Annotated in this window: 22 protein-coding genes and 3 pseudogenes; 10 read left to right on the top strand and 15 right to left on the bottom strand. The window is 65.7% G+C overall.

All coding sequences use genetic code 11. The annotated features are described in order from the left end of the window. Positions 1–80 precede the first annotated feature (80 nt). From ACLIVD_RS40650 to ACLIVD_RS40660, 3 genes are all read right to left on the bottom strand, one after another. On the bottom strand, positions 81–998 hold the full coding sequence (locus tag ACLIVD_RS40650) for an IS3 family transposase (RefSeq protein ID WP_491933067.1): 918 nt from the start codon (positions 996–998) through the stop codon (positions 81–83). Further along, positions 998–1,321 carry an IS3 family transposase gene (locus ACLIVD_RS40655; protein ID WP_005563490.1) on the bottom strand — a complete coding sequence of 108 codons (324 nt, stop codon included), beginning with the start codon at positions 1,319–1,321 and terminating at the stop codon, positions 998–1,000. The genes ACLIVD_RS40650 and ACLIVD_RS40655 overlap by 1 nt, the downstream gene beginning before the upstream one ends. A gap of 500 nt (positions 1,322–1,821) precedes the next feature. Then, positions 1,822–2,094, bottom strand: a complete 273-nt coding sequence (locus ACLIVD_RS40660) for an ANTAR domain-containing protein (protein ID WP_491933066.1) — start codon at positions 2,092–2,094, stop codon at positions 1,822–1,824. Between the two features lie 203 nt (positions 2,095–2,297). Between ACLIVD_RS40660 and ACLIVD_RS40665 the strand changes: the two genes are divergently transcribed. Further along, positions 2,298–2,711 carry a DUF6292 family protein gene (locus ACLIVD_RS40665; RefSeq protein WP_491933065.1) on the top strand — a complete coding sequence of 138 codons (414 nt, stop codon included), beginning with the start codon at positions 2,298–2,300 and terminating at the stop codon, positions 2,709–2,711. Positions 2,712–3,084: 373 nt separating this feature from the next. On the opposite strand, the gene ACLIVD_RS40670 is transcribed toward ACLIVD_RS40665, so the two are convergent. Beyond that, on the bottom strand, positions 3,085–3,594 hold the full coding sequence (locus ACLIVD_RS40670; RefSeq protein ID WP_491933064.1) for a MerR family transcriptional regulator: 510 nt from the start codon (positions 3,592–3,594) through the stop codon (positions 3,085–3,087). A 125-nt stretch (positions 3,595–3,719) separates the two neighbouring features. Between ACLIVD_RS40670 and ACLIVD_RS40675 the strand changes: the two genes are divergently transcribed. The 3 genes from ACLIVD_RS40675 (at position 3,720) to ACLIVD_RS40685 (ending at position 5,299) form a co-directional block, all read left to right on the top strand. Then, complete coding sequence (locus ACLIVD_RS40675; protein WP_491933063.1) at positions 3,720–4,145, top strand: Hsp20/alpha crystallin family protein; 426 nt, start codon at positions 3,720–3,722, stop codon at positions 4,143–4,145. A 58-nt stretch (positions 4,146–4,203) separates the two neighbouring features. Continuing rightward, positions 4,204–4,557: a hypothetical protein gene (locus tag ACLIVD_RS40680; RefSeq protein WP_491933062.1), complete on the top strand. Its 354-nt coding sequence runs from the start codon at positions 4,204–4,206 to the stop codon at positions 4,555–4,557. A 379-nt stretch (positions 4,558–4,936) separates the two neighbouring features. After that, entirely contained in the window at positions 4,937–5,299 is a 363-nt protein-coding gene (locus tag ACLIVD_RS40685) for a J domain-containing protein (protein ID WP_491933061.1), read from the top strand. A 998-nt stretch (positions 5,300–6,297) separates the two neighbouring features. Here the strand turns inward: ACLIVD_RS40685 and ACLIVD_RS40690 are convergent. From ACLIVD_RS40690 to ACLIVD_RS40705, 4 genes and pseudogenes are all read right to left on the bottom strand, one after another. Next, on the bottom strand, positions 6,298–6,555 hold the full coding sequence (locus ACLIVD_RS40690) for a hypothetical protein (RefSeq protein ID WP_491933060.1): 258 nt from the start codon (positions 6,553–6,555) through the stop codon (positions 6,298–6,300). Between the two features lie 188 nt (positions 6,556–6,743). After that, the gene (locus ACLIVD_RS40695; RefSeq protein WP_491933059.1) at positions 6,744–7,190 is read right to left on the bottom strand and encodes an Hsp20/alpha crystallin family protein; all 447 of its coding nucleotides are present in this window, start codon (positions 7,188–7,190) and stop codon (positions 6,744–6,746) included. A 358-nt stretch (positions 7,191–7,548) separates the two neighbouring features. Then, a pseudogene (locus ACLIVD_RS40700) lies at positions 7,549–8,212 on the bottom strand (GAF and ANTAR domain-containing protein). Between the two features lie 335 nt (positions 8,213–8,547). Next, a pseudogene (locus ACLIVD_RS40705) lies at positions 8,548–9,026 on the bottom strand (SRPBCC family protein). Between the two features lie 501 nt (positions 9,027–9,527). On the opposite strand from ACLIVD_RS40705, the pseudogene ACLIVD_RS40710 reads away from it, so the two are divergent. Beyond that, positions 9,528–9,772: pseudogene (locus ACLIVD_RS40710) on the top strand (DUF6480 family protein). Between the two features lie 296 nt (positions 9,773–10,068). Here the strand turns inward: ACLIVD_RS40710 and ACLIVD_RS40715 are convergent. Together ACLIVD_RS40715 and ACLIVD_RS40720 are read right to left on the bottom strand one after the other, a co-directional pair. Beyond that, on the bottom strand, positions 10,069–11,178 hold the full coding sequence (locus tag ACLIVD_RS40715) for an NAD-dependent epimerase/dehydratase family protein (protein WP_491933058.1): 1,110 nt from the start codon (positions 11,176–11,178) through the stop codon (positions 10,069–10,071). A gap of 60 nt (positions 11,179–11,238) precedes the next feature. Beyond that, on the bottom strand, positions 11,239–12,600 hold the full coding sequence (locus ACLIVD_RS40720) for a cytochrome P450 (RefSeq protein ID WP_491933057.1): 1,362 nt from the start codon (positions 12,598–12,600) through the stop codon (positions 11,239–11,241). Positions 12,601–12,805: 205 nt separating this feature from the next. On the opposite strand from ACLIVD_RS40720, the gene ACLIVD_RS40725 reads away from it, so the two are divergent. Beyond that, the gene (locus tag ACLIVD_RS40725) at positions 12,806–13,654 is read left to right on the top strand and encodes an SDR family oxidoreductase (protein WP_491933056.1); all 849 of its coding nucleotides are present in this window, start codon (positions 12,806–12,808) and stop codon (positions 13,652–13,654) included. Between the two features lie 187 nt (positions 13,655–13,841). Continuing rightward, positions 13,842–14,666, top strand: coding sequence for a Rieske (2Fe-2S) protein (locus ACLIVD_RS40730; protein ID WP_491933502.1), 825 nt, complete (start codon positions 13,842–13,844; stop codon positions 14,664–14,666). A 585-nt stretch (positions 14,667–15,251) separates the two neighbouring features. Here ACLIVD_RS40730 and ACLIVD_RS40735 read toward each other — a convergent pair. The 3 genes from ACLIVD_RS40735 to ACLIVD_RS40745 form a co-directional block, all read right to left on the bottom strand. Beyond that, positions 15,252–16,409 carry a glutamate--cysteine ligase 2 gene (locus ACLIVD_RS40735; protein ID WP_491933054.1) on the bottom strand — a complete coding sequence of 386 codons (1,158 nt, stop codon included), beginning with the start codon at positions 16,407–16,409 and terminating at the stop codon, positions 15,252–15,254. 232 nt (positions 16,410–16,641) lie between these two features. Beyond that, positions 16,642–16,899: a DUF7218 family protein gene (locus ACLIVD_RS40740; protein ID WP_491933053.1), complete on the bottom strand. Its 258-nt coding sequence runs from the start codon at positions 16,897–16,899 to the stop codon at positions 16,642–16,644. 397 nt (positions 16,900–17,296) lie between these two features. Continuing rightward, positions 17,297–17,524 (bottom strand): hypothetical protein, encoded by a 228-nt coding sequence (locus ACLIVD_RS40745; protein ID WP_491933052.1) that lies wholly within the window; start codon positions 17,522–17,524, stop codon positions 17,297–17,299. Between ACLIVD_RS40745 and ACLIVD_RS40750 the strand changes: the two genes are divergently transcribed. Beyond that, on the top strand, positions 17,513–17,647 hold the full coding sequence (locus tag ACLIVD_RS40750) for a hypothetical protein (RefSeq protein WP_491933051.1): 135 nt from the start codon (positions 17,513–17,515) through the stop codon (positions 17,645–17,647). The genes ACLIVD_RS40745 and ACLIVD_RS40750 overlap by 12 nt on opposite strands. A 250-nt stretch (positions 17,648–17,897) precedes the next feature. Beyond that, complete coding sequence (locus ACLIVD_RS40755) at positions 17,898–18,347, top strand: hypothetical protein (protein ID WP_491933050.1); 450 nt, start codon at positions 17,898–17,900, stop codon at positions 18,345–18,347. Between the two features lie 275 nt (positions 18,348–18,622). Here ACLIVD_RS40755 and ACLIVD_RS40760 read toward each other — a convergent pair whose 3' ends face one another. After that, on the bottom strand, positions 18,623–19,624 hold the full coding sequence (locus tag ACLIVD_RS40760; protein WP_491933049.1) for an EamA family transporter: 1,002 nt from the start codon (positions 19,622–19,624) through the stop codon (positions 18,623–18,625). Between the two features lie 73 nt (positions 19,625–19,697). On the opposite strand from ACLIVD_RS40760, the gene ACLIVD_RS40765 reads away from it, so the two are divergent. After that, complete coding sequence (locus ACLIVD_RS40765) at positions 19,698–20,621, top strand: LysR family transcriptional regulator (RefSeq protein ID WP_491933048.1); 924 nt, start codon at positions 19,698–19,700, stop codon at positions 20,619–20,621. 86 nt (positions 20,622–20,707) lie between these two features. Here ACLIVD_RS40765 and ACLIVD_RS40770 read toward each other — a convergent pair whose 3' ends face one another. After that, positions 20,708–21,754: a C45 family autoproteolytic acyltransferase/hydrolase gene (locus ACLIVD_RS40770; protein WP_491933047.1), complete on the bottom strand. Its 1,047-nt coding sequence runs from the start codon at positions 21,752–21,754 to the stop codon at positions 20,708–20,710. Positions 21,755–21,876: the final 122 nt, after the last annotated feature.

Raw genomic sequence — 21,876 nt, forward strand, 5'->3', positions numbered from 1 at the left:
CGCCGAGACCCTGCGCCCGGAACTACGCCGGGGCGGCTCCTGAGGTTCCCCCCGAACGGTGGACAAGGGGGTTACCTGCTTCAGGCGACTGCCGCCCGAAGTGACTTCTCGTAGCTGTCGGGGCTTTGCATTCCCACTGCCGAGTGTCGTCGGACAGTGTTGTAGAAGATGATCCAGCTGTCAACTGCGGCAACGAGATCAGACTTCGTCGCAAAGACGTGCCGATAGTATTCCTCGTGCTTGAAGGTCGACCAGAACGATTCGGAAGGACTGTTGTCCCAGCAGATCCCGGTCGCACCCATCGACCGACGCAACCCGTGCCGGAAACAGGCGGCCGCGGTCAGGTGAGCCGTGTATTCCCCACCCCGGTCCGAGTGCAGGATCGTCTGACGACACCACCCACCGCGCGCAGCCACGGCGCGGTCGATGGCTGTCGTGACCATCTCGGCACCGATGTGATCAGAAATGCTGTATCCCAACACTTTCCGCGAATGGCCGTCCCGGATTGCACACAAGAACATGTTTCCTTCACCGGAGGTGAGATAGGTGACGTCGGTGAGCCAGACGGCATCGAGTCGGCCCTGGTCGAAGTGCCGCTCGATCAGATCCGGCGGGAACGACGCCTGCGGATCGACCACCGTCGTCTTGACCTTGAACGTGCGCGGACTGATGCCCTCCATGCCTATCGAGGCCATGATCTTGGCCACCGTCTTCTTGTTCACCACCTCGCCGTGAGCACGCAACTCGGCCGTGACCCGCGGAGACCCGTAGGTTCCCTTCGAATCCTTGTGGATCTCGACGATCTTGACTTCGAGGTCGGCGCGACGCTGCTGTCTCGGCGTCAGCACCGTGGTAGCTCTGCGTTTGATGTACTGGTAGTAGCCAGATGTGGACACTGTCAGCAGTCGCGCCATCCGCGTGATCGAAAAGCGCTCACCTTCCGGTGCGGCGGTACCGGCGGTCTCCGCAATGTCGTCGGGGCCGGCGTACTTCACCATCAGATCGAACCGGGTCGATTCTTCTGCATCGCAGCAAAGTACGCCGAGGCTTTTACCAGGAAAGCGTTGTCTTTCTCGAGCTCGCCGACCTGCCGTCGCAGTCGCAGCAACTCGGCGCGTTCGGCCGTGTCCAGAGGTTTTTCTCCATGGACCTCGGCGGCAGCGATCCTGCGGCGCTCGACTTTGACCCACTCACCCAACAGGCTCTCGTTCAGGCCCAGCTCCCGGGCCACTTCTGCGATGGTACGGCCGGAATCGATCACACGATGGGCGGCCTCGACCTTGTACTCGGCCGTGAACGACCGACGCTTGCGAGGAGGCATACGGACATCCTTCCAGCGGGACTGGAGTCCCGCTAACTCGGTGTCCACTTTTCGGGGGGAACCTCATCCGCCGGCTACGGGGCTGAACCGGGGAGCCTGGCCGTCACCCGCGTCCGGACGCGGGGGCGGCGTGAATACCGAAATACCCGGCCGCGCCTGGAAACAATCCGGCCCCGCCCGGCCCGGCCCGGTTCGACACACCGGGCCGCCGCACGACCGCCTCAACCGAAAGAGGGACGGGGCTCCCCATGAGGACATCCGCCACACTGGGTCATGCGGGGCTAGAGGAAGAAATGTCACCGACCGCACCAGGCCGGTCACGGCCGGCAAGGTGGCCCACCAGCCAGTGAGCGCCCAACAATCACCGTAGCTGGTGGGCCCTACCGTCCGAACAACGGTGTGTCCGAATCTGTCCGGACGGTAGTGCCCGTAGAGTATCCGCCGACGATTCCGCCGAAACCGCGGGCGCATACCGGACAGACCTGGGTCCCGCGGGCGGTTCAGGGCAAGAACAGGGCGCCCCATTCGGCGCGGGCCGCGCGGGCGGTGGCGGGCTCGGTGGACTCGTTCCCGCTGGCGAGCGCGACCAGGGCCTCGGCGAGGGTGAAGACGGACATTCCGTGGCGGCGGGCCGCGGAGACCAGTTCGTCGAAGGCGTCCGTGGCCGGGATCCGGCGGAGCCCGATGAGCACGCCCTCGGCGGTGTCGAGCGCGCGGGTACGCGATCCGGTACCGCGGGCATCGGGCGTGGTGTGACTGGGCAATCCGACCATCGAGGACACCTCCGTCGACATCTGGGGAATGGCTTCCAGTGCGTCGTGCCCGGCCGGATCCGATCCCAAACATGCCGTGGCCGGATCACCCGGCGGTCCGCGGCGCCGGATCGCGATAGTTTCTTCCGCTGACCAGCGCAGAAGGTGTAGTTTCGACGTCGCCGCGGACGGGTACATGATCCGCGATGGAGGAAGTGTTCACAATGAGCCACGGTGTGGGTGCCGGCGAAACCCCCGACGTCCAGGGATATGTGTTCTCGGTCGCGCGGGCATTGAACGCCGACGCGATCCGCCAATGGGACACGGTCACCTTCGATGCCGTGCTGGTGTTGGCGGAGCAGTTCCGGTACTACAGCGGCCGCCGCACCCTGATCGCGTGGAACCATCACTTCGGATGGTCCCTGGGCATCGAGGGACAGCGCACCGATTGCGTCCTGATCATCGGCGGCCTCGGGATCGGCCGATGCCCGAAACCGGAGGTGATCGCCGACCGGGTCGACGAGCTCGCCGCCGACCTGATGCACCTCGAATGCCGGACCCCGGACAACTTTCCGGTTCCCACTCTCGTCCACCGGTTCGGCACCGCCTCCGCCGCTCACGAGCGACCCTGCCGGTGACGACATCGCCGGTTCACCGGGTGGAGATCGTCGCCGGGTGAGCATGGCGGTCGACTGGGCCACCGTCGACGGTTGGGGAGTGTGGTACCCATCGTCTAGTGCTGTCCACCCGCTGCAGGTCCGGCGTATTCTCGCGAGTGCTCCTCGGCATACCCACTCGAGTCTGGGTTCGAGGACCACACGGCCCCGGCGTAACCCCCCGACGCCGGGGCCACCTCTTTTCTGCGCGGTAACCCCGGATCCCACGCCCACAGCCGGGCACGCCGGCGGTACACATCAACGGCGTCGCGGACGTCGTTGCATAGACACCATCGCCGTCCCGACTTTGCTTCGCCGCTGTCGCCCGTGTTCCTGCCCTGTCAGTGGGGGCCGCCTACGCGTTCCCGCGAAGCGCTGTCCCCCAGACGTGGACGCCGCCCCGGTGACGACCGCCGAGGGCGGCCGGTTCGGGTGGTCTGCGGCTCCGCGCCACCTCGCCGACAGTCTGGTCCTCGACGGTGTCGTCCCGGGGGTGGATGAGAGAGGTGGTGCCGGTGTCGGTGGCGGTAGCTTGTTCGGCGCCCAGTTGCGCGTTGTCCGCCGCGAGGCGGCGGTTGTCGCGTTCGAGTTCGCCGGTGCGAGTCTCGAGGTCGAGGACCCGGCCGATGCCGACGAGGTTGACCCCGGCGGTGATGAGTTCGGCGATGCGCCCCAGTCGGGCCAGGTCGTAATCGCTGTACCGGCGGCTGCCTCCACCGGTGCGACTCGGTGTGATCAGGCCGTAGTCCTCGTACAGGCGCAGCGCCGCGACCCCGAACCCGGACAGCTCTGCGGCTACCGAAATGCCGTACACACCACGCACCGACGGTATTTCGGAGCCGCGCCGCTCGTCTTCTTCGGACATTTCGCTCCGATCGGAATTTTCTCGCACAACCTCTTGTAATCATCTACGACAGGTGATATACCAAACCTACAGCATCTGCTGGAGTTTACCTGGTGGAATGAAGAAGGTTTCAGGAGGTGGACACGATGTTGATGCGGACGGATCCGTTCCGGGATCTCGACCGTCTGACACAGCAGATCCTCGGCACCGCGGCCCGTCCGGCGGTGATGCCGATGGATGCCTGGCGCGAAGAGGACCGGTTCGTGGTGGAGTTCGATCTCCCCGGGGTGAATGCCGACTCGCTGGATCTGGACGTCGAGAAGAACACTCTGACGGTGCGCGCCGAACGGGCCGCGCTGAACGAGAACCAGGAGATGGTCGCCGCCGAACGTCCGCGCGGGGTGTTCAGCCGGCAGTTGTTCCTGGGGGACAATCTCGATGCGGACAAGATCGAGGCGAGCTACGAGGCAGGGGTGCTGCGGTTGACGATCCCGGTCGCGGAGAAGGCCAAGCCTCGCAAGATCGAGATCAGCAGTAACGGTCATTCCGAGCAGAAGGCCGTCAACGCCTGAGGCGAAATCCGGCAACGCTCAACCGGGGTGACACGGCTCGGGAGGGGGTGAACAGAGGATGACATTGGCGAACATGGCCACCGAACTGCAGCCCATCGCTGATGGGGAGCGTACCGAACACGAGGTGGTGCGGCCGTGGCACGAGCTCGAATACGCACTGCTCGTGGCCGATTCGGATCGCATCCTCGCCGACGCACTCACGCCGCGGACCGTGGTCCTGCTCAACCGGGTGGCCACCGCACCGGCCGGTCCGCCGCATCCATCCCCTCCCTCTTCGGAGTGGTGGACGGTGACGGCCCCACCGGCCCCCGACGTCCGGGCCACGCAGCGCTCACCTCCGAGAAGCCAGCGCAACCGGGCCACCGGTCCAGGTGAATGTGCTCCGACCCGTGGACAGTCGAGAAGGGGGTGATCACCCACTCGAGTGCACCAGTCGACGGGTTCGTCCGCTGCCGCCTCCGGTCACCTGTTTCCATCCCGTGCGGCGCGGCGAATCCCGGGCACACCGCCCGCCCGGTACCGCCGATCCACCGAGAACAAAGTGACGGCGCCGACGGCGAATGCGACGATCATGTGGTGTCTGTCGTATTCGACCGGGGCGCACCGCCATTGACTGGCACACACGGCGATTGTCGGCCGTCCCCGGGTGGGGCAGTGCCCGCCCAGCGAGCAACAAAGCAAGGAAAGAAACCGGCGGAAAGCGGGGGGCGGGCCCGTCCCACTCTGGTGGTTCCGGCATCCCGAGCCCGGAACCACCGTCTCGTGTGCATCACACGAAAAGGAACGAGGTAATGGCCACCGGGCGAGATCCGTATCGGGTGCTGGGACTGTCCCCATCGGCGTCCCAGGCCGAGATCGCCAGCGCCTACCGGCGACTGCTGCGCGAGCATCACCCCGATACCCGCACCCACCACCGGCCCGCAGATCCGGCTGCGGATGAGCACCTCCAGCACGTTCTGACTGCCTACGCCCTGCTGCGCGACCCCGAACACCGGGCCGCCCACGACCAGACAGTGACCGGGAGGGAGGCGGCCGGACCCCCGGCGTGGCCACGGCGATCACCTCCCCTTCGCGTCGTCGTGGTCGCCAACCCGCCGCCGCGGCGCCCACCCACCACCGGCTTGTGGGTCGGACCAGCCCGACGGCACCGCTGAGGTGCGCCCTACGCCGCGCGAGGAATCCCGCGGAACCGAAGCACAAGAGAGGCCCTTTCCGTGTGTGACCCAACGATGGTCAGGTACCGACCCGGGCAGATTCCCAATTGCCAGCACGGACTCCAGCTGAGGTGATTCGTCCAGTCGAGACCGGTGCCGGCGTCGCTGAGTAGGACCGCGGGCACCGGCCGCGCTGAGTGTGCTGGAACGTGGTGAACGTTTCGGGTGCCGACCGCGGCGCACACCGGCACCACCGGCCTACCACCACGACTCGCCGCGTTCGGCGTCCGCATCAACGGATCACTCTGCAGCCACCATCATCGCACCGGATCCGGTGCCCGCCCCGCTATGGGGTGTCGTCCTGCCGAACGTTTACCTGTGCCCTCGGTATATGCACCGAGCCTCTCATGCACTTCTGGGGCGTCGCCGTATCTCGTCGCTCCCGTAAGGTGTCGGGTCTGGTTTGGATTGTGTCCGTCGTCTTTTCGGTCGACACTCCGCTTCAGGGGACTCGTCGGACGCTATCCTGCCGCTTGTGGGTGTGCGTCCTGCTGCTCGTGGAGTGGGTGCGGCGGGCGCCGTCCGGACGTTTCGAGAGTGCTACTGTCTCGGCTTCGTCGGAGGGTGTCGGACATGATGCGTTGCCACCACAGGTCCAGCGGGCTGGGATCCGGCCAACGGATGAGGTCATCGTCCGGTGACGGTTCGATACGATCTGCTCCCGAGGTGGGGTGGGGAGACATGGCGCGACTCCTTTCGTCAGGAACACCGAAATCAGCCAAATTCCCGGACAACACGGCAGAAAACGCCGACTGCAATCGCGGCCTCTTCCGTCCTTGGTGGCTGCACATGATCGCCGTTCTCGCATCGCGACGAGTACCCAGAAACTGTGCCGCCCAATCACAATGTGCAGGTGGACGCTGAGCGTACACGCCGCGCCTGACTCCTGTGGCATACCTCCGGGCACGCACGCTGAACGGGCTTCCGGGTGCGTTACGTCAGAGATTGGGTAAAGCTGCGGCGAGGAAGACCAGCCCAGCGGTGATCCCGAAGGCGCCGGCAAGGACGCCGAGGAGCGCTTCGAGAGCCTTGGACTCGTTCCCTTCGACGGCGGGGTGCCGGTGTGCGGCGATTCCGGCCGCGATGGCGCCGGCACCGAGCAGGATGCCGAATCCGAACATCCAGAACATCACGATCGACAGCGAGCCCAGCATGATCGAGAGGTCACTGAGCTGGCCGCCGTGGGGACGCGACAACGTGGTGGTCCGGGATGGGTGTGCTCGCGGCCGCGGGGATCGGGTCGGAACCCGGTCGTGGTGGCAGTCATCGCTTCAGGTCCTCGCAGGGCGTGCGGTGGGGATCGGCTGTGTATGTCCTGCAGTAGGTTCGATCCAGTGGCGAGGGGTGCGCCACTGGACCGAACCGACGTGCGTGGTGGACGGGGTCAGGCTTCGATGAGGGTGCGGTCACCGCACTCCACGGGTGAGCCGGTGCGGGTGATCTCGATGCGCCGCGGCTTCGCTCGTTCGGCGACGGGCAGAATTACGCTGAGGACACCGTTGTCGTAGCTTGCCGAAATGCGGTCGACGTCGATGTTCTCTCCGAGCGACACCTGGCGCCGGTAACGTCCGCTGAATCGCTCCGATGTCAACCACTGCACACCATCGTCTGCCTGGCTTCGATGGGCGGTCAGGGTCAATACCCCGGCGTCGACATCGATGTCGATCGAACCGGGGTCGATACCGGGCAGATCGGCGTGCAGGACGTAGTGGTCGTCGACCTTGTACAGGTCCATCGGCATGAACCGCGGACGACGAGACGATCCGGTTTGAGCGCCCAGCAACGACTGGGTCATCGAGTCGATGTCGGTGAAAGGATCGAAACGCAGCACAGCAACACACCTCCCATGTTCAGTCCAAGGGCCCGCCACCTCGGCGGAGCCGCCATCACTGTGCGAGAGCAATTTAGCACTCGGCCGTGTTGAGTGCCAGACCTGATGGTGGTGTGTCGCATTCCCCCATGCGGTCGCATCATCGCTACTCTCTGGTTAACGGGGTCGGAGGTGCCGCCTCGGCTGGCCGGTTCCCTCAGGCCCAGCCCGGCGCGCGCCGGCCCCTGCAGTATCCGGCCGCTGCCGGCCATCGGCGGCGGATGCGTCGAACCCATGGTGGATCCTCGGGGGGCGTCCTCGCCGACCGTTACGTCGCCGTGGTTCCAATCCTGAACGCCTTCCGGTGACGTGGCCTGTTCTACCGACGGTCGATAACCTGTTGCGCGATCACACTCAATCGGGTGTTCGTCTCCTGGGAGAGTTTCGTGAGCAGTTCGAACGCGCGAATCGCGTCGATGTCGATGTCGAATCGTTCCATCAGCATGCCCTTCGCCTGTCCGATGGCGTCGCGGGAGGCGACCGCTGATCGGAGTTGCTCCTCGGTGCGCGCCGCGGTGAGGGCCAACGCGGCGTGGGTGGCGAGAACTTCACCCGCGGCCTCCTCCTCGGGGCCGAACGCGTTTGGAGAGAACACAAACACGTTGAGTGCCCCCAATTTCCGTCGGCGGTATAAAGCTGAAACGACACCGAACTGAGAATCCCCACCTCAACGGCAATCCCCGGAAACTGCGCCATCGCGGCTCCGCACGAAGATCGTCGCTGCGCACCACGAGGTTGTTCACTGCAGCTGCCCCGCACGGTCCCTGCCCGAGTTGTTGCTGCGCGTGGTCGAGTTTTCGGAGTAGTTCGGAGGTCGGTGCGACGGTCTCGAACTTCTTGCCGCCGGAGATGAGAAGAATGCCCGCGCACGTCTTCGGTGGCATCAGTTCGACCACCGCGGCGGTGACGGCGCGCACCGGGACCGCCACGATCTGCCGCTGAGGGTTTTGCGACCGAACGAAGCACGTCTGTGCGCAACACATGAGGAACGCACCATCCGGGTATCCGCTTGATGTGGAAATCTTCGGGATACTCATTCTGGTCGTTGTCGTCGCCTATGTGCTGTACAAGAAGCGGGGAGCGAAGAGCCATTCAGGGCACGACTGAGACGCCCCGCCGTCCCCCGCAACCGCCGCGGTACTCGCCGAACCCCGAGGAGTAGCTTGAACGCTGCCCACACCAACGGCTCGTTGCGCGCCGGATGCTGGACTCTTCCGATGCAATCGGAAGGGTGCTCGGCCCTGTCATCGGCAACTTCGTCTCCCCGCGTCCGCCAAGAAATGGATTTGCCTGCACCGCACCCAGGTTCGTGCGAGGGTTAGGTCTCGTCGGGGAGGCCGTGGTCGGGGCGGTCGATGTCGCCGCGCCAGGCGCCCGTTTCGGTGCCGCGTGCTTCGATGAATTCCTTGAATTTCGTCATGTCCCCTTTGACCCGGTGGGTCAGGATGCCGAGTTTGTCGGCGACGTTTTCGACGAGGCCGTCCGGGTCGATATCCATCTGGGCGGTGACTCGGGTGTGGGTGTCGTCGAGTCGGTGGAAGGTGATGACCCGGCATGGTCGGGGCCGACATCTGATTTCCACGCCACCCGCTCGTCGGGGTGTTGCTCGGTGATGGTGGCGTTGAATTCGCGTCTCTGCCCGGCTATGTCGAGTACCCAATGGGTGGTGGTGGAATCGATCTGCCGGACTTCCTTCACGCCTTCCATGAACTGGGGAAACGACTCGAACTGGGTCCATTGGTCATAGGCCACACGGATCGGAACGTTGACATCGACTGCTTCGGTGATGGTGCTCATGTCCCGGCGCTTACCCGCCTCCTCAACGTCCTACACGACAGGCCCCCGCCGACCGCGCCGGTCGACGAGCCTGCCGACTCGGAGAACTCACCCGCCCTTTCCTGAGCAATCCCGGGCACCCGCAGATCTCGTTCCGGTTTGGTTGTGGTCAGGTGGTGACGGTTGGGGTGGCAGTGCGATTGTTTGGTCGAGGTGGCCGCCGCGGAGTTCGTTGACGGTGTCGTCGATCCAGTCGCAGATGTAGTCCCGTACAACGGACATATTGTCGACACTGCAATGTTCGACCCCGCCCTCGCGATCGGTGAAGATTCTCAATTCACCTTTCGGGCTGTTGACGAGGTCGTTGTAGAGGTGGTGAGCGTACTCGAGCGGGATCTGCCGATCGTTCGCACTGTGGACGACGAGGAATGGACGGTGACCCGGCCCATGATCCCCCGCAGGTTCACTCGGGTCGCGGTGGCAAGGAAGCGCCGGACGGCAGTAGCCGAGAGGATCCTTACCATGACCACTCAACCCCCAGACCCTGATCCGGCGGATACCCCAGACCTGGAGCCGGGGGGGTCCGGCCTGGATCGACCCCACCCGATTCCGCGCAAACTTCGGGACTGTCCGAGCACGAACCGCGCACCAGTTGGGCGTTTCCACCCACAGGTATTGCGACCATGGTGGTTATCGGTGTGATCGTTGTCGTATTCCTGGCGATCGCGGTCCTACTCGTTCTCGACATTGTCGGAGTCTTCGACTGAGTCGCCCAGGATCGTCAAACAATCCCTCCGAGCAAGCCAACCGATCTCGGTATAGGCGCGGCAGTAATCGACGAGACGGATGGCGCGTGAAGTCGTGGTGATCAGGAAGTGACAAACCACGAGTCTCGAGGTGCATTTCCGCGGTCCAGCGGGCGTCACAGAGGCTGTCGACCAGTACCGCCGGCAAGAGCGATCGGTTCCACCGTCGAGCAGATCGACGTTCACAGCGGACTCTTTCTCGAAACTCCTGGCGGCGTGGTGTGAGGGTCGCAATGATCACGCTCCGTCCAGCGCCGTCAGGGCAGTTTCCGTCTGGTGACGGGCCCAGAGGTGAGGAGTTTTCGCAGCCGCACGGCCGGTGAGCGTTCGCCGAGGACTGCGCTGGTACTGCGTGATCGGTCCTCGACTCCTGCAACGAGTTCGCGAATCACCGATTCGGTCTCGTGCTGGGGACGCCACCCGATCTCGGTGTGGGCGCGGGAGCAATCGACGAGCGGGGTGGCATAGGCGAGATCGATCCACCCCCTGTGAATGGGCGAAAGATGGAGCGACCAAGCCATGTTGGTGACAATGCTCAATGCTGTCGACGGTACGTGCACCAGGTGAGCGTCGAAGACGTCACCGAGCAGTTTCGCGGTCAGTGGTTCGTCCGCGGCGATGTTGAACGCTCCGGGCGCACGATGGGTGAGGGCCTTCATCACCGCGTCGGCGACATCGTCCGTGTGAATGACCGGAAGTGTCAGTGTGCGGTCGAGGAGCAGTACCGGCAGTGCCGGTATCCGCCGCGTCAGGCTTCGCGGCAGGTAACTCGGTGCCGCGTAGCGCAGGAGCGCGGTGGCCTCATCATGCTGGGCGATCAGGCCGGGACGTAGCCGGGTGACGACAAGAGGTGCCCGCCCATCCGATGCGATGTCCTGCTCGACTTGGTCGAGAACGTCTTCCTCGGCGACCTTGTCGACGCTGTAGATCGATCGCGGCATGCCGCGGCGGGGCCACTGTTCGGTCACGTATCCGCCGTAGGCGCCGGGGGAGTACACCGCCGCCGACGACAGGTGGACCACCTGTTTCACGCCGGCATCGCGCGCCGCCTGCGCGACCGCGCGCGTCCCGGCGACCGCTGTGCGTCTCAGGTAGTCGCGGTCTCGTGCCGGTTGGAATGCGATCGCCAGATGGACCACGGCGTCCGCTCCGGCGAACAGAGGTGCGAGTGTGGTGTAGGCATCGTCTCGTGCCAGGTCGAGCTCATGCCACTGCGCGCGCTCGTAGGGTGCCGTGCGGGGAGGTGTTCGGCGGGCGATTCCCGTCACCACGGTTGCGGGTTCCTGTGCGGCGAAGAGGCGTAGAAGGGCGGTGCCGACATTTCCAGTGGCACCGGTGATCACGACTTTGCGGGGAGCGTGCGGCACCTATCTACCCCTCCCGCACCCGAGCGAGTGGACGAGCACCGATGGAGGCGGACGGGTGACTCATCGGACGGAAAAGGTGATCCCGAAATTGTTCAGCGTGGCGGGGAGGGGTTGGTCCGGGTCGGGTGTGGTGCGTGAGGTGACGGTGAAGTCGGCGCGGGTGAAGAGGTTGGCGAGCACCGTGCTGGTTACCAGCAAGACCACGTTGCGGCCGGGGCAGGCTGTCGGTCCGGCGCTGAAGGGGACGAGCCCGCGGTAGTGTTCGGCCCGTCCGTCGATCCATATTTCGGGTTCGAATCGGTCGGCGAACGGGAAGGCGTGGCGGTCCCGGTGGAAGGCAGTTGCCAGGATGACGAACGCGGAACCGGCGGGAATCGAGTACCGTCCGTTGTTGTCTTCCCACTCCGTCGGCACGAGGGAATCCCGAAGGATGGCGGGGGTGGTCGGCCAGAGCCGGGTGCTGTCGAGGACGCACCCACGCAGGTACTCGTAGGGCTGCGGCTCGTCCAGGGTCGACGGTTCGATCCGTTCCAGTGCCTTGATGCGGTGCCGCGGATGAGTCGCGAGGAGCGCCATCGTTCGGATCGTCACCATTCCGGCGGCGTCGAACGCGAACAACCAATGCGGGATCTGGCCGACGGGGTCGATCGGTGCGCTGGTGGAGACCTCACGCAGCGCACCCGCGAGGCTTTCCGGCGGTGCCGACTCGACGTAACGTTGCAGCCGCTGGGTGAACCTGTCCCGCAAGGCGTGCCGGGTAGGGTGAGCGAATGACCAGTTCCCGTTCGCGCGCAGCGTCCACAACTGGTCGGTCAATTCGTGGTCGTCTCGCGCGGACTCTCCCAACACGACACGTCGTACCGTCCGCCACCACCAGAGCGTGAACTCGGCGGCGTCGAGGCTGCCGGTGGCACGGGAAGTGCGCAGCAACTTGTCTGCTTCGTCTCGAATCACCCGCGCAATCGGGGCTGCCAGGTGATGCATCGGCTGCTCGGTGTCCAGAGCCTGCTCGTTCACGTCCCGGCGGCGCGCACGAAGGTCGCCCTGTGAGATCAGGACACCGTTGGGTTGGAACGGGCTCAGCGCCGCCGTCTTTTCGCGATTCGCCGCGGTGAAGGCGTCGGCGTTCGTGCGCAGCACGGTATCGACGTCCTCGTCCGACAGGACCAGGGCGAGGTCCCGGCCGAATACTCGCAACGGCAGCGGTCCGTCACCGTAGCGCTCGCGGAGTGCGGGTATCTGCCGCGCCGTGGCCGCGTCGGCCTGCAGTCGCTCGAGTAGACCCATTACGGGACGGCGTCGCGCAATGGCGCCGGCGGCGAGGAACGGTAGCGCTACCTGACCGAACAAACGCGCCACGTCGGGCAGCGCCGCGCGGCGCTCCCGAGCGGTTGCGGCCGGTCCTGTGGCGGTCAGTGTCATCGAATACCTCCGGGTCGACGCATGCCGGCGTCATCGAATACCTCCGGTCGACGCATGCCGGCGGGAAGCAGGGTCCCGCCCTCCCCAGTGCCGTCTACCCACGGTGGGCGACGTGAAAACAGGTTTCCGGCGCGCGGCCGCGTCGATTTGCCCGCTCGCGGGCCGGGTACTCGACAGGTGAATGTTCACCCGATCGGAGAAGTGCATGAGCGAACACACGCCACACACAATCGACTATCCCGGCCGCACGTCGGACATGGCTGAGGAACCGCATGACGAGATGCGTGCGTACCGGGGCAACGAACTACTGACGGGCAAGCGGGCGCTGGTCACCGGCGGAGACTCGGGGATCGGCCGCGCCGTGGCGGTGGCGTTCGCGAAAGAAGGCGCCGACGTGGCCATCGCCTACCTCGAGGAGAGCGACGACGCGGCCCACACGGCTGAGTTGGTCGAAAAAGAAGGGCGACGCTGTCGCACGTTCGTCGGTAATCTCGCCGATCCGCAACACTGCCGTGACGTAGTAGCCCGCACGGTCGCGGAACTGGGCGGGCTCGAGATCGTCGTCAACAACGTGGCCTACCAGGAACCGGTCGACGACTTCCTCGATCTGTCCGATGAGCAGTGGCGGCACACGTTCTCGGTAAACATCGACAGCTACTTCCACGTGACGAAAGCGGCCGTGCCCCATCTCGGCCGGGGCTCGGCCATCATCAACACGGGCTCGGTCAACGGATTGCGGGGGAACAAGTCGTTGATCGACTATTCCGCGACCAAGGGGGCGGTGACGGCGTTGACGTACTCGTTGGCGCAGACCCTGCTGGACCGCGGAATTCGCGTCAACTGTGTTGCACCAGGACCGGTCTGGACACCACTGATCCCGGCAACCATGGACGAGGAGAAAGTCGCCGAATTCGGGAAGCAGGCCCCCTACGGGCGGGCAGCGCAGCCCGACGAGATCGCCCCATCCTACGTGTTCTTCGCTTCCGGTCTGCTGTCGTCCTACTACTCCGGGGAGGTGCTCGCCCCGCTGGGCGGTGAGACTCTGCCGGGTTGACGGCGTGCAACACCGTGGCGCGCAGAAGCGTTCGTTTGCGCAGCTCGGCAACGGGGCATCCGCGCCGGAGTGGTCCGAAAGGTGTTCGTCGAGGGAATATCGGGATGAGGTGGATGTGAATCTACTCGAGCGAAGTGTGCGGCGGCTCGAACACGCTCATGGATTGGATCGCCCTGCCGGTGCGGTCGTGAACGCGATCAACAGGTGGCTTCCGGCCGGCCGGGCCAAGGATGCGTTGTCCGGCACCGATCTCGGGCACCCTTTGCACCCACTCCTGGTTACAGTGCCAATCGGGGCGTGGGTCAGCGCCGGTTTCCTCGATGCTCTCGGCGGCAGGAGCGCGCGGATGGCCGCGACGAAGCTCGTGGGGCTGGGTGCCATGGCCGCGGTGCCGGCCACTCTCACGGGCGCGTCGGACTGGGCCGACACACTCGGCGCCGAGCGCAGGATCGGCGCAATCCACGCGGCCGCGAACTATGCAGCCATTGGGGTGTATCTCGCGTCGTGGACCGCCCGACGACGCGGCCGTCACGGCGTCGGCGTCGGCCTGTCGGCAGCGGGGGCAGGACTGCTCGGAGTCAGCGGCTGGCTCGGGGGTCATCTGTCCTATGCTGCAGGAGTCGGGGTCGATACCACCGCGTTTTCCACCCTGCCATCGGACTGGACGGACGCGGCACCGGAAACTGTGCTGACCGGCAGGGAAATGGTCGCCGTGCTGGTCGGCACCGTGTCGGTGCTGCTGGTGAATCGCCCTGACGGCGTCGTTGCCCTGAGTAACCGCTGCACCCATCGGGGCGCACCGCTTCACGACGGCTTACTCCATGACGGGTGCATCGAATGCCCCTGGCACGGGAGCCGCTTCCGTGTCGCCGACGGCCGGGTCATGCGGGGTCCGGCAACGCGACCGCAGCAGGTGTACGAGGCCCGCGTGCGGCACGGTCGGATTGAGGTCCGGCAACCGGACGAGCAGCGGACGCTCCGCACCAACCCCGTTGCTAGCGGCAATGATTAACGGCATTGTGTTGGTTGGCGGTGACGGGTCGCGAAGCCTGGTTCCCGTTTCCCGGCTTCGAGCCAAGAGCGGGATGCGCTCCCCGCACACGCCGAGGCGGCCGAGTAGCAGGATGAAGCTAGGGTCCGGACACTAGATTGTATCGGCCTGGGGACGGAGCACTCCACGAAGGCGCGCCACAGTCCTCTGGCCCGTTGTTGCGCAGATGAGGGTCATCACCATGATTGCGATCGCGAATGCGGGACCACATTCACCGATCGTTCGGTCCTACGAAATGTAGGCGATCGGGCAAGTCCGGTGGGTGGTTATGCGGCGTCGGCTTTATCTCGCGTTCTGCGTGTTTGAACCCCGCCAGGTCGGAACACGGGCGGCCGGACTGTCAGGGGTGTCGAGGCCGCACCCCTTCCGCCGGCAATCGGCACGGACGCTGCCGGTTTCGCTCGGGGCAAGGAGTATGTTTTGCCCTGCCAAGTTAATTCGATCTCGGTAGGTTGAGTGATTTCGCCTGAGACCCGAGGGCGGCGAATCAGACTCCGTGAGCGACGAGACCGTGGCAGGATCCCGATGAGAACCAGGTGTGGGCGGTTAGAGCGGCAGCGCATCGTCCGGTTCGGGAATGCATCCTTCGAAGGTGCGGCGCGCACACTCCGCGATCACCTCGGCGACACTGCCCCGACGGGCCAGGGTCCGGCGTTGCCGGACGGCCCCGTTGCCGTGATCGAGGATCGCCGACAGCGACCCGGCGACCTGCCGGTACTCATCGAGTTCCGTCAGGGCAGGCCTGACATGCGTCAGCAGTTGGTAGACCAGCCGCCGCGCGTGCACCAGGCGCATGGTGGTCAGGTCGAAACCGTGCCCGGCAAGCCCGTCGCGGGCCGCCCGCCAGCACGCACCGCGCAGCAGCTCCTGGTGAATCCTTGGTGCCGGTGTGCCGTGTTCGATCGCGCGCGCCGCCGTGATGACCAGTGCGTGCACCAGGGTGGCCAGGGTCATCGTCTCGTCGATGGTGGCGGGGACATCGCTGATGCGGATCTCGACGGTAGGCAGATGATCCGAGACCCGCACATCCCAATAGACCATGCCGGTGTCAAGGATCGTGCCGCTCTCGCGCATCGCGTCGACCGCGGCATCGTAGTCGGCGGAGGAGGCGAAATACGGGGGTGCTCCCGCACTGGGCCAGTGCCCGAACAGGATGTAGCGCCAGCTGGCATACCCGGTATCGCACCCGGCGGCGATGGGGGAGTTCGCGGTGAGCGCCAGCAGCGTGGGCAGCCACGGTCGGAGATGGTTGATCACCTGGACCGCCTGCTCACGGTCTGCCACCCCGACGTGCACGTGGCAGCCGCATACCACTCCGGTCGCGAGCGCGCCGAATTGTTCGGCCATCCGCCGATACCTGGGGGTATCGGTGATCGAGTCGGGTGGCGGGACGTACATGGGGGTGCCCACGGCGAGGAGCTGACACCCGGTGCGCGCGGCGGCGTCGGCGGTCACTGCGCGGGATTCGCACAATTGGTCGCGCAGATCCCGGATGTGCGTGCCGATCGAGGTGGCGGTTTCGATCTGGCAGCGGGAGAACTCCGCCTGGAGATTGATGCCGAGGTCGCGGCCGGCGGTAATGACTTCGGTGTTGTGCAGGCTGGGCCGCCCGGTGTGCGGGTCGGCGAGGACGAACTCCTCCTCTACCCCGAGGGTGGGTATCCCGCCGCGGACCGTCCTTGCCGGCACGGTGGTGGTTGCCATGGCCTCCCTCCAACTCTGACGAACATCCCCACGGTGACGAGCAGCCGCCCTGGTGCGCACTAGTTGCGTCAGCGACGTGATCGTGACACCGGCATGCAGTATCGCCGCGCCGCCACAATGGATCGGGGAAGCGTTCCAGGCGCCGACATGAATTCGAACCCATCACGCCGCGGCGCTGCGGCAGATCTCCATGAACCTGACTGTGGCGGTACCGCTTTAGGTCGTCGGACCCTCAATGGCTGCGGAGTGCGTCGATCAGCTCACCCTTGCGCTTGGACGAATAACCCGACAGACCAACCTCTTTCGCCTTCTTCTTCAGCTCGTCGACGGTCCAGTCCTCGTAAGACGACGATTTGCCACCCTTGCGGCCGGTAGCGGACCGGCCACGGTTGGCGGCCGAGTTCGCGATCCGTGCCGCCTTCTGCTTCGACGCACCGTCCTTGCGTACTTCTTGGTACACCTTCTCGTCCTTGATCGATGACCGCGGCATGGCGTTCCTCCTCACTTGATTGGCTGCTCACCGGATACCCGGATTCACCGTGCTCGTACCAGCCGCACAGCTTTCGCTCCTGTATGGCAGGAGCCGCAAAGCCATCACCGTGCTCTACCCGGCCGCTGCGGCACTCGAACCGCAACCCTGACGATATCGACTACCAGTCTTCGAGGACTGCCGCACCACCGCGAGGGCGGCGAGGATCTGCCGATGCCGAGGGTATAAATCCACACCAGTAAGTCGAGAACGGTGTGGGCGCGGCCGATGGGTCGGGTGTGGGCGGCGGCGCTGGCATGAAGGACCGCATCGTCGGGATGCGCGCCAGCTGAGGGAGGACCGCACGCCGCGCTCCCCGGGTCGGGAGCAAGAGCGTCGATGTCCGCCCGCACGTTGTCTATCCGGATTCGGACGACGAACACGTCGGCGGTTCCAGCTCCGATGCGGTGGGCGGCAAGCCACTCAGGTGCACCAGCAGCGGCAACAGCGCAGCGATGCTCCATTCCTTCCGGGCGACCAGGCGCATTAACGCTTCCTGTGCCGCGATGAGATCACCGTCGGCGAGCAACCGACTCAGCCGAACCATCGCCGCTACATTCCTCGGCTGCTCGGCATGGTCGGCCACTGCCTGATCGACCCGACGACGTTCATCACCCAACACGAACCCACCGCCGACGCCCTCGACGCGTACGAAAAGTTCGACACCCGCGAGCGCGGTTCGCTCAAAACCGTGTTGTCCAACACCTGACAACTGAAGAACTCTTCAGCAGAATGATGCGTCGACCGTGCGGGAAATCACCGAGCCGTCCAGGCGGAGGTAGCGCCGACCTGCCGTCCGCTATCGACGGATTGTCATCGAGGCTCCGCAAAAGAGCACTCGTGCCCTTATCCGGAGAGGTGCGGTTTCGCGTTCGTGTCCCTGGGCATAGCTACAGCAGACGTCAGCCGCGAACGAAGCAGAGAATCCGGCATTCTGGGGCGTCGGTGAGGAGAGAATCATGGGTACCGAACCAGGCAAGCAGCTGCAGGAGGAGCCGCAGTCCGAGCGTGGCCCCAAAGGCGCGCGGGACGCGGGCCCGGACCAGGCTGGAGCAGGCGAGACGGACCGCGAACCGGGGTCACTGGAGCAGGAGGAGACAAAGTCCACCGCGGAACCGGGCGCCAATCCCGCTGCTGCCGGTGGGTCGCTCCCGCCCGGGGATGCGAAGCCGGCGATACCGCCGTACGACGGCCGGACGACGAGCACCAAGGAGGGGCGTCCGGCGCACGACGAGCACGTGGACGCCGACGGAATGCAGTCCCCGGAACCCGAGGAGACCCCCCGCGGTGCGATGGCCTCGCCGGCCGAGGAGAAGCCCGCCGCACATGCCGCCGAGACCGAGGACAGCGACTCCGGGGTCGGACCCGCTCATCAGGGAGGCGTCGGCAAGGCCGAAGACAAGAAATGACAGAACAGGCGCCGTGTCGTGGGTGCGGCGCTCGTGTGCGGATACCTGGACCCCTAGACGGCCCGACGTGGGTTCGCGTACCGAGTGGCTGGCCGCAACCCGCAGATGGCGCGATGAGGAGTAGTCGCCGCCAGGGGATCCGTCCGGACATCCGCCCACGCAACAGTGACTTGGATCCACACGACCTGCTCGCTGGGACGGTCGACGATGGTGAACAATGTCGCGGCGTGCGGTGACGACGAGCCCCCAAGGACTCCGTCAACGACGTCGCGCCGTCAATAGGCTCTTCGAGCTGGCGGCATGTGTGTTTCGGATTTCCGCGTGGAGACGCGATCCGTGGACACCGCATTGTGGAGCGTCTTGGTAGCCGTTCGGATGCGCGGAATGTCAACCCGCGGGGAGCGGCGCTGCGGTAGTGAGTCGAGGGATCGTTCGGGCACTTGGGGCGGGGATCGGCGGACTGTTCCGATGCTCGAGGCGCTGACGCAGCCGGCAGCGAGCCATTGTGCGACGTGCAGGTTTTCGCCGAGTGCAACGGTTCCCGCAATCCCCGCGGCGGCGGGCTCGAGGCTCTGCAGCACACCGACGGTTCGAGGCGGCAGGCGACGCAGCGCCGCGAGTTCGAGCGAGTACGGCACCACGGCGGACAGGACCGCGACGACTGCGCCGATGGCGACGGTTCGGACCTCGAGGAGCGCGGCACCGTTGTCGAACACACCGACCGGCACCGTGACCAGAGCCGCCCAGGTAACCGCCCACGCCAAGGGTTCGGCGCCGGCACTGCGCGTTCCTGCTCGTCGGCCCATCAGCAGATAGCCGGCCATCGACGCTCCGGAGGCCAGCGCCAACACGATGCCGGTGACCGGATACGCGCCACTCGGCGATCCGGAGAACAACCACACCCCGGTCGCGGCGAGACCGACGAACACCACGTCAGACCACCGTCGGGACGACACCAGGGCCAGGGTGATCGGCCCCAGAAGTTGCAGGCTCGTCGCGACACCCGTGGGCAGGTAGTGCAGGGCGGGATAGACGAGATTCATCCCCGCGATCGCCGTACCGAATCCGAGGATCACCGCCCGGTCGGTCCATGGCCGGGGCAGCCTTGGCCGCCACACGAACAGGAGCACCACCGCAGCTATGCCGAGACGCAATGCCACCACGCCGGAGGGCTCCACGGAGTCGAACAACCCTTTGCCCAGCGCCTGCCCGAACTGGATGCTGACCACGCTACACAGAACGAGAGCGGGAGCGGAGAGGCTGCTTATGTTCCTCATGCACCCAGCATCGCCACGATAAAGGTGCAGGTCCATCAATACTTTGGGCGCAATTTCGTTTAGATTGGACTTCATGATCGACCTGCGGCGGTTACAGGTCCTGCGGGCCCTGGCCGACTACGGCACCGTCACCGCGACTGCCGCGGCGCTGCATCTGACCCCGTCCGCGGTCTCCCAACAGCTCAAGACATTGGCCAGTGATCTCGGCGTCGACCTGCTCCGCCACGAAGGCCGACTGGTGCACCTGACCCCGGCCGCACGCATGCTGCTCCACCACGCCGACACACTGCAGGTTCAATGGCAACGCGCCCAGGCCGATCTCGCCGCCGAGGGCCGCGAGTCGACCGGTCCGTTGCGTCTGTGCGGGGTGTCCTCGGCTGTCGCGGCACTGGCCGCACCCGCTGCTCGTCGTCTCGCGGTAACCCACCCCCGGCTGCAGGTCGAAATCAGAGAAGAAGAATGCCTCGACTGCTACCGGCTCGTCGGTGCCGAGCAGGCCGACGTGGGAATCGTCCTCCCCAGTCCCGACGCTCCGACTCTTGTCGATCCTCGGTTCGAGCAGTATCAGCTGCTCGACGACCCGCAGGACTTACTGGTCCCCGCGAACCATTCTCTTGCGAAATCAGAGGGTGTGGCACTCAGCGGGGCCGCTGCCGAGGAATGGATTGTCAAGAAGGAGAACAACGACACCTACGCTTTACTCGTGTCAGCGTGTCTCGCAGCGGGATTCGCTCCCCGCATCACCCACCAGGTCAAGGAGTGGTATGCCGTGTCCGCCTTGGTCGCAGAAGGATTCGGCGTCTGTCTGTTGCCGCGGATGGTGCCTATCCCGTCCTCGCACGCTGTGGTGCGTGTCCCACTACGCGAAGCGCCGATACCGACCCGCACGATCATGACGTGTATACGGCGCGGTAGTGCAGGTCATCCAAATATCGCCGCCGGCCTCGGTGCCCTCGGCGTCGTCGCCACCGCCTTTCGAACGCTCACCGGCGGCTAGAGACGCGTCGTGACCCCCCGGCGACGGTGGCGCCGTAGACCAGGTGCGCGACGACGTCGCTGAGCCAAGTCCTGGGCGGATAGCATCTAATCGTCCTGAGGCGCCGAGCGCCATCCAGGTTCGATCCAGAGTTCCTGGTCCGGTAGGCCGAGGCAGAAGCGTGCTGTCGGCGGAGTTGTTCCGAACTCGAAGGCGACGGCACCGAAAGTCCGCGTCCGATGACCCAGACGCGGTGTGACGCACAGGGGCGCGGTGCGGTCGGCGAGAAGGCGCTCGGCGGCAGCGCGATCGCGGGCTTCCGACGCATTCGCTTCGAGGAAAGCGAGCCGAGCCCGGGAATCGGTGATCCGTCCTTCGCGCTCCAATTCGTGCTCGGCATCCTGGTCGATGTCGCTGTTGGACAGCGGGTGATTGGTGTGGAGCAGGCGCGGCGACCCCGCCCGGCAACTGACGACCACCGCTGCGGCTGAACACTCGACCCCGTGAAAACCGTGCGCATCCGCCACCGCGTAGTGCTGGCCGCTGGCGTGTGAGATGCGGTGCAGGAAGTCGACGGCCTGCTCGCGGGAAGCGTGGGCGAGCGCGCCACGGATCGCGGCGGCCACGGGCAGGCCGGCTGAGTTGTGGCGCAGCATGCCGAGGGTGTTGACGCAGACGCCGACTCCGGCATCGTTGATCCCGGTCAATCCGATCATTCCCGCCGAACTGAGCACCAGTGCCTCGGGGCCGGCCTCCGGGCGGATGCGGAGAACGATTTGGGATCCGTTCATGAAGTCGGGCAGGTCCATGTTCTGCGCGAGGTAGACGCCGTCCACGTCCGCCCGCCCGAGGACGCTGCAGCCGAGTTCGAGGTGCTCGCGATGCACCCACCACTGTTCGTCCATGAAGTTGTACGCGAGGATTTCCGCGAACGGGACCGCTGTGGCCTCCGCGATGCCGCGCATCTCCTCGGCCAGGTCGGGTACGGCGGCCTGAACCGTGGCGAGCAGTCCTGTCGAGGCGAGGTGATGGCGACTTCGAGCGTTCGTACCGTCTCGCCAGCGGTCGAGGGCGGCGTGGACCAAGTCGCGGGCCTGCTCACCGTGGGCGCGGCCACGCGCCCGCCCGTCTCCGGAACACTCGATGACCGTCATCGAAACCACTCGTCATTCTCGACTGCCATGTCGTCAAGTACCTTTCCGGCGAGACGCGATTCGCGAGCGCCGCGTGGCGGGCGCGCCGCGTGTCCGCGGGGCCATATCGATCATAAGAACAT

It is taken from the genome of Rhodococcus sp. G6(2025) (assembly GCF_058628105.1).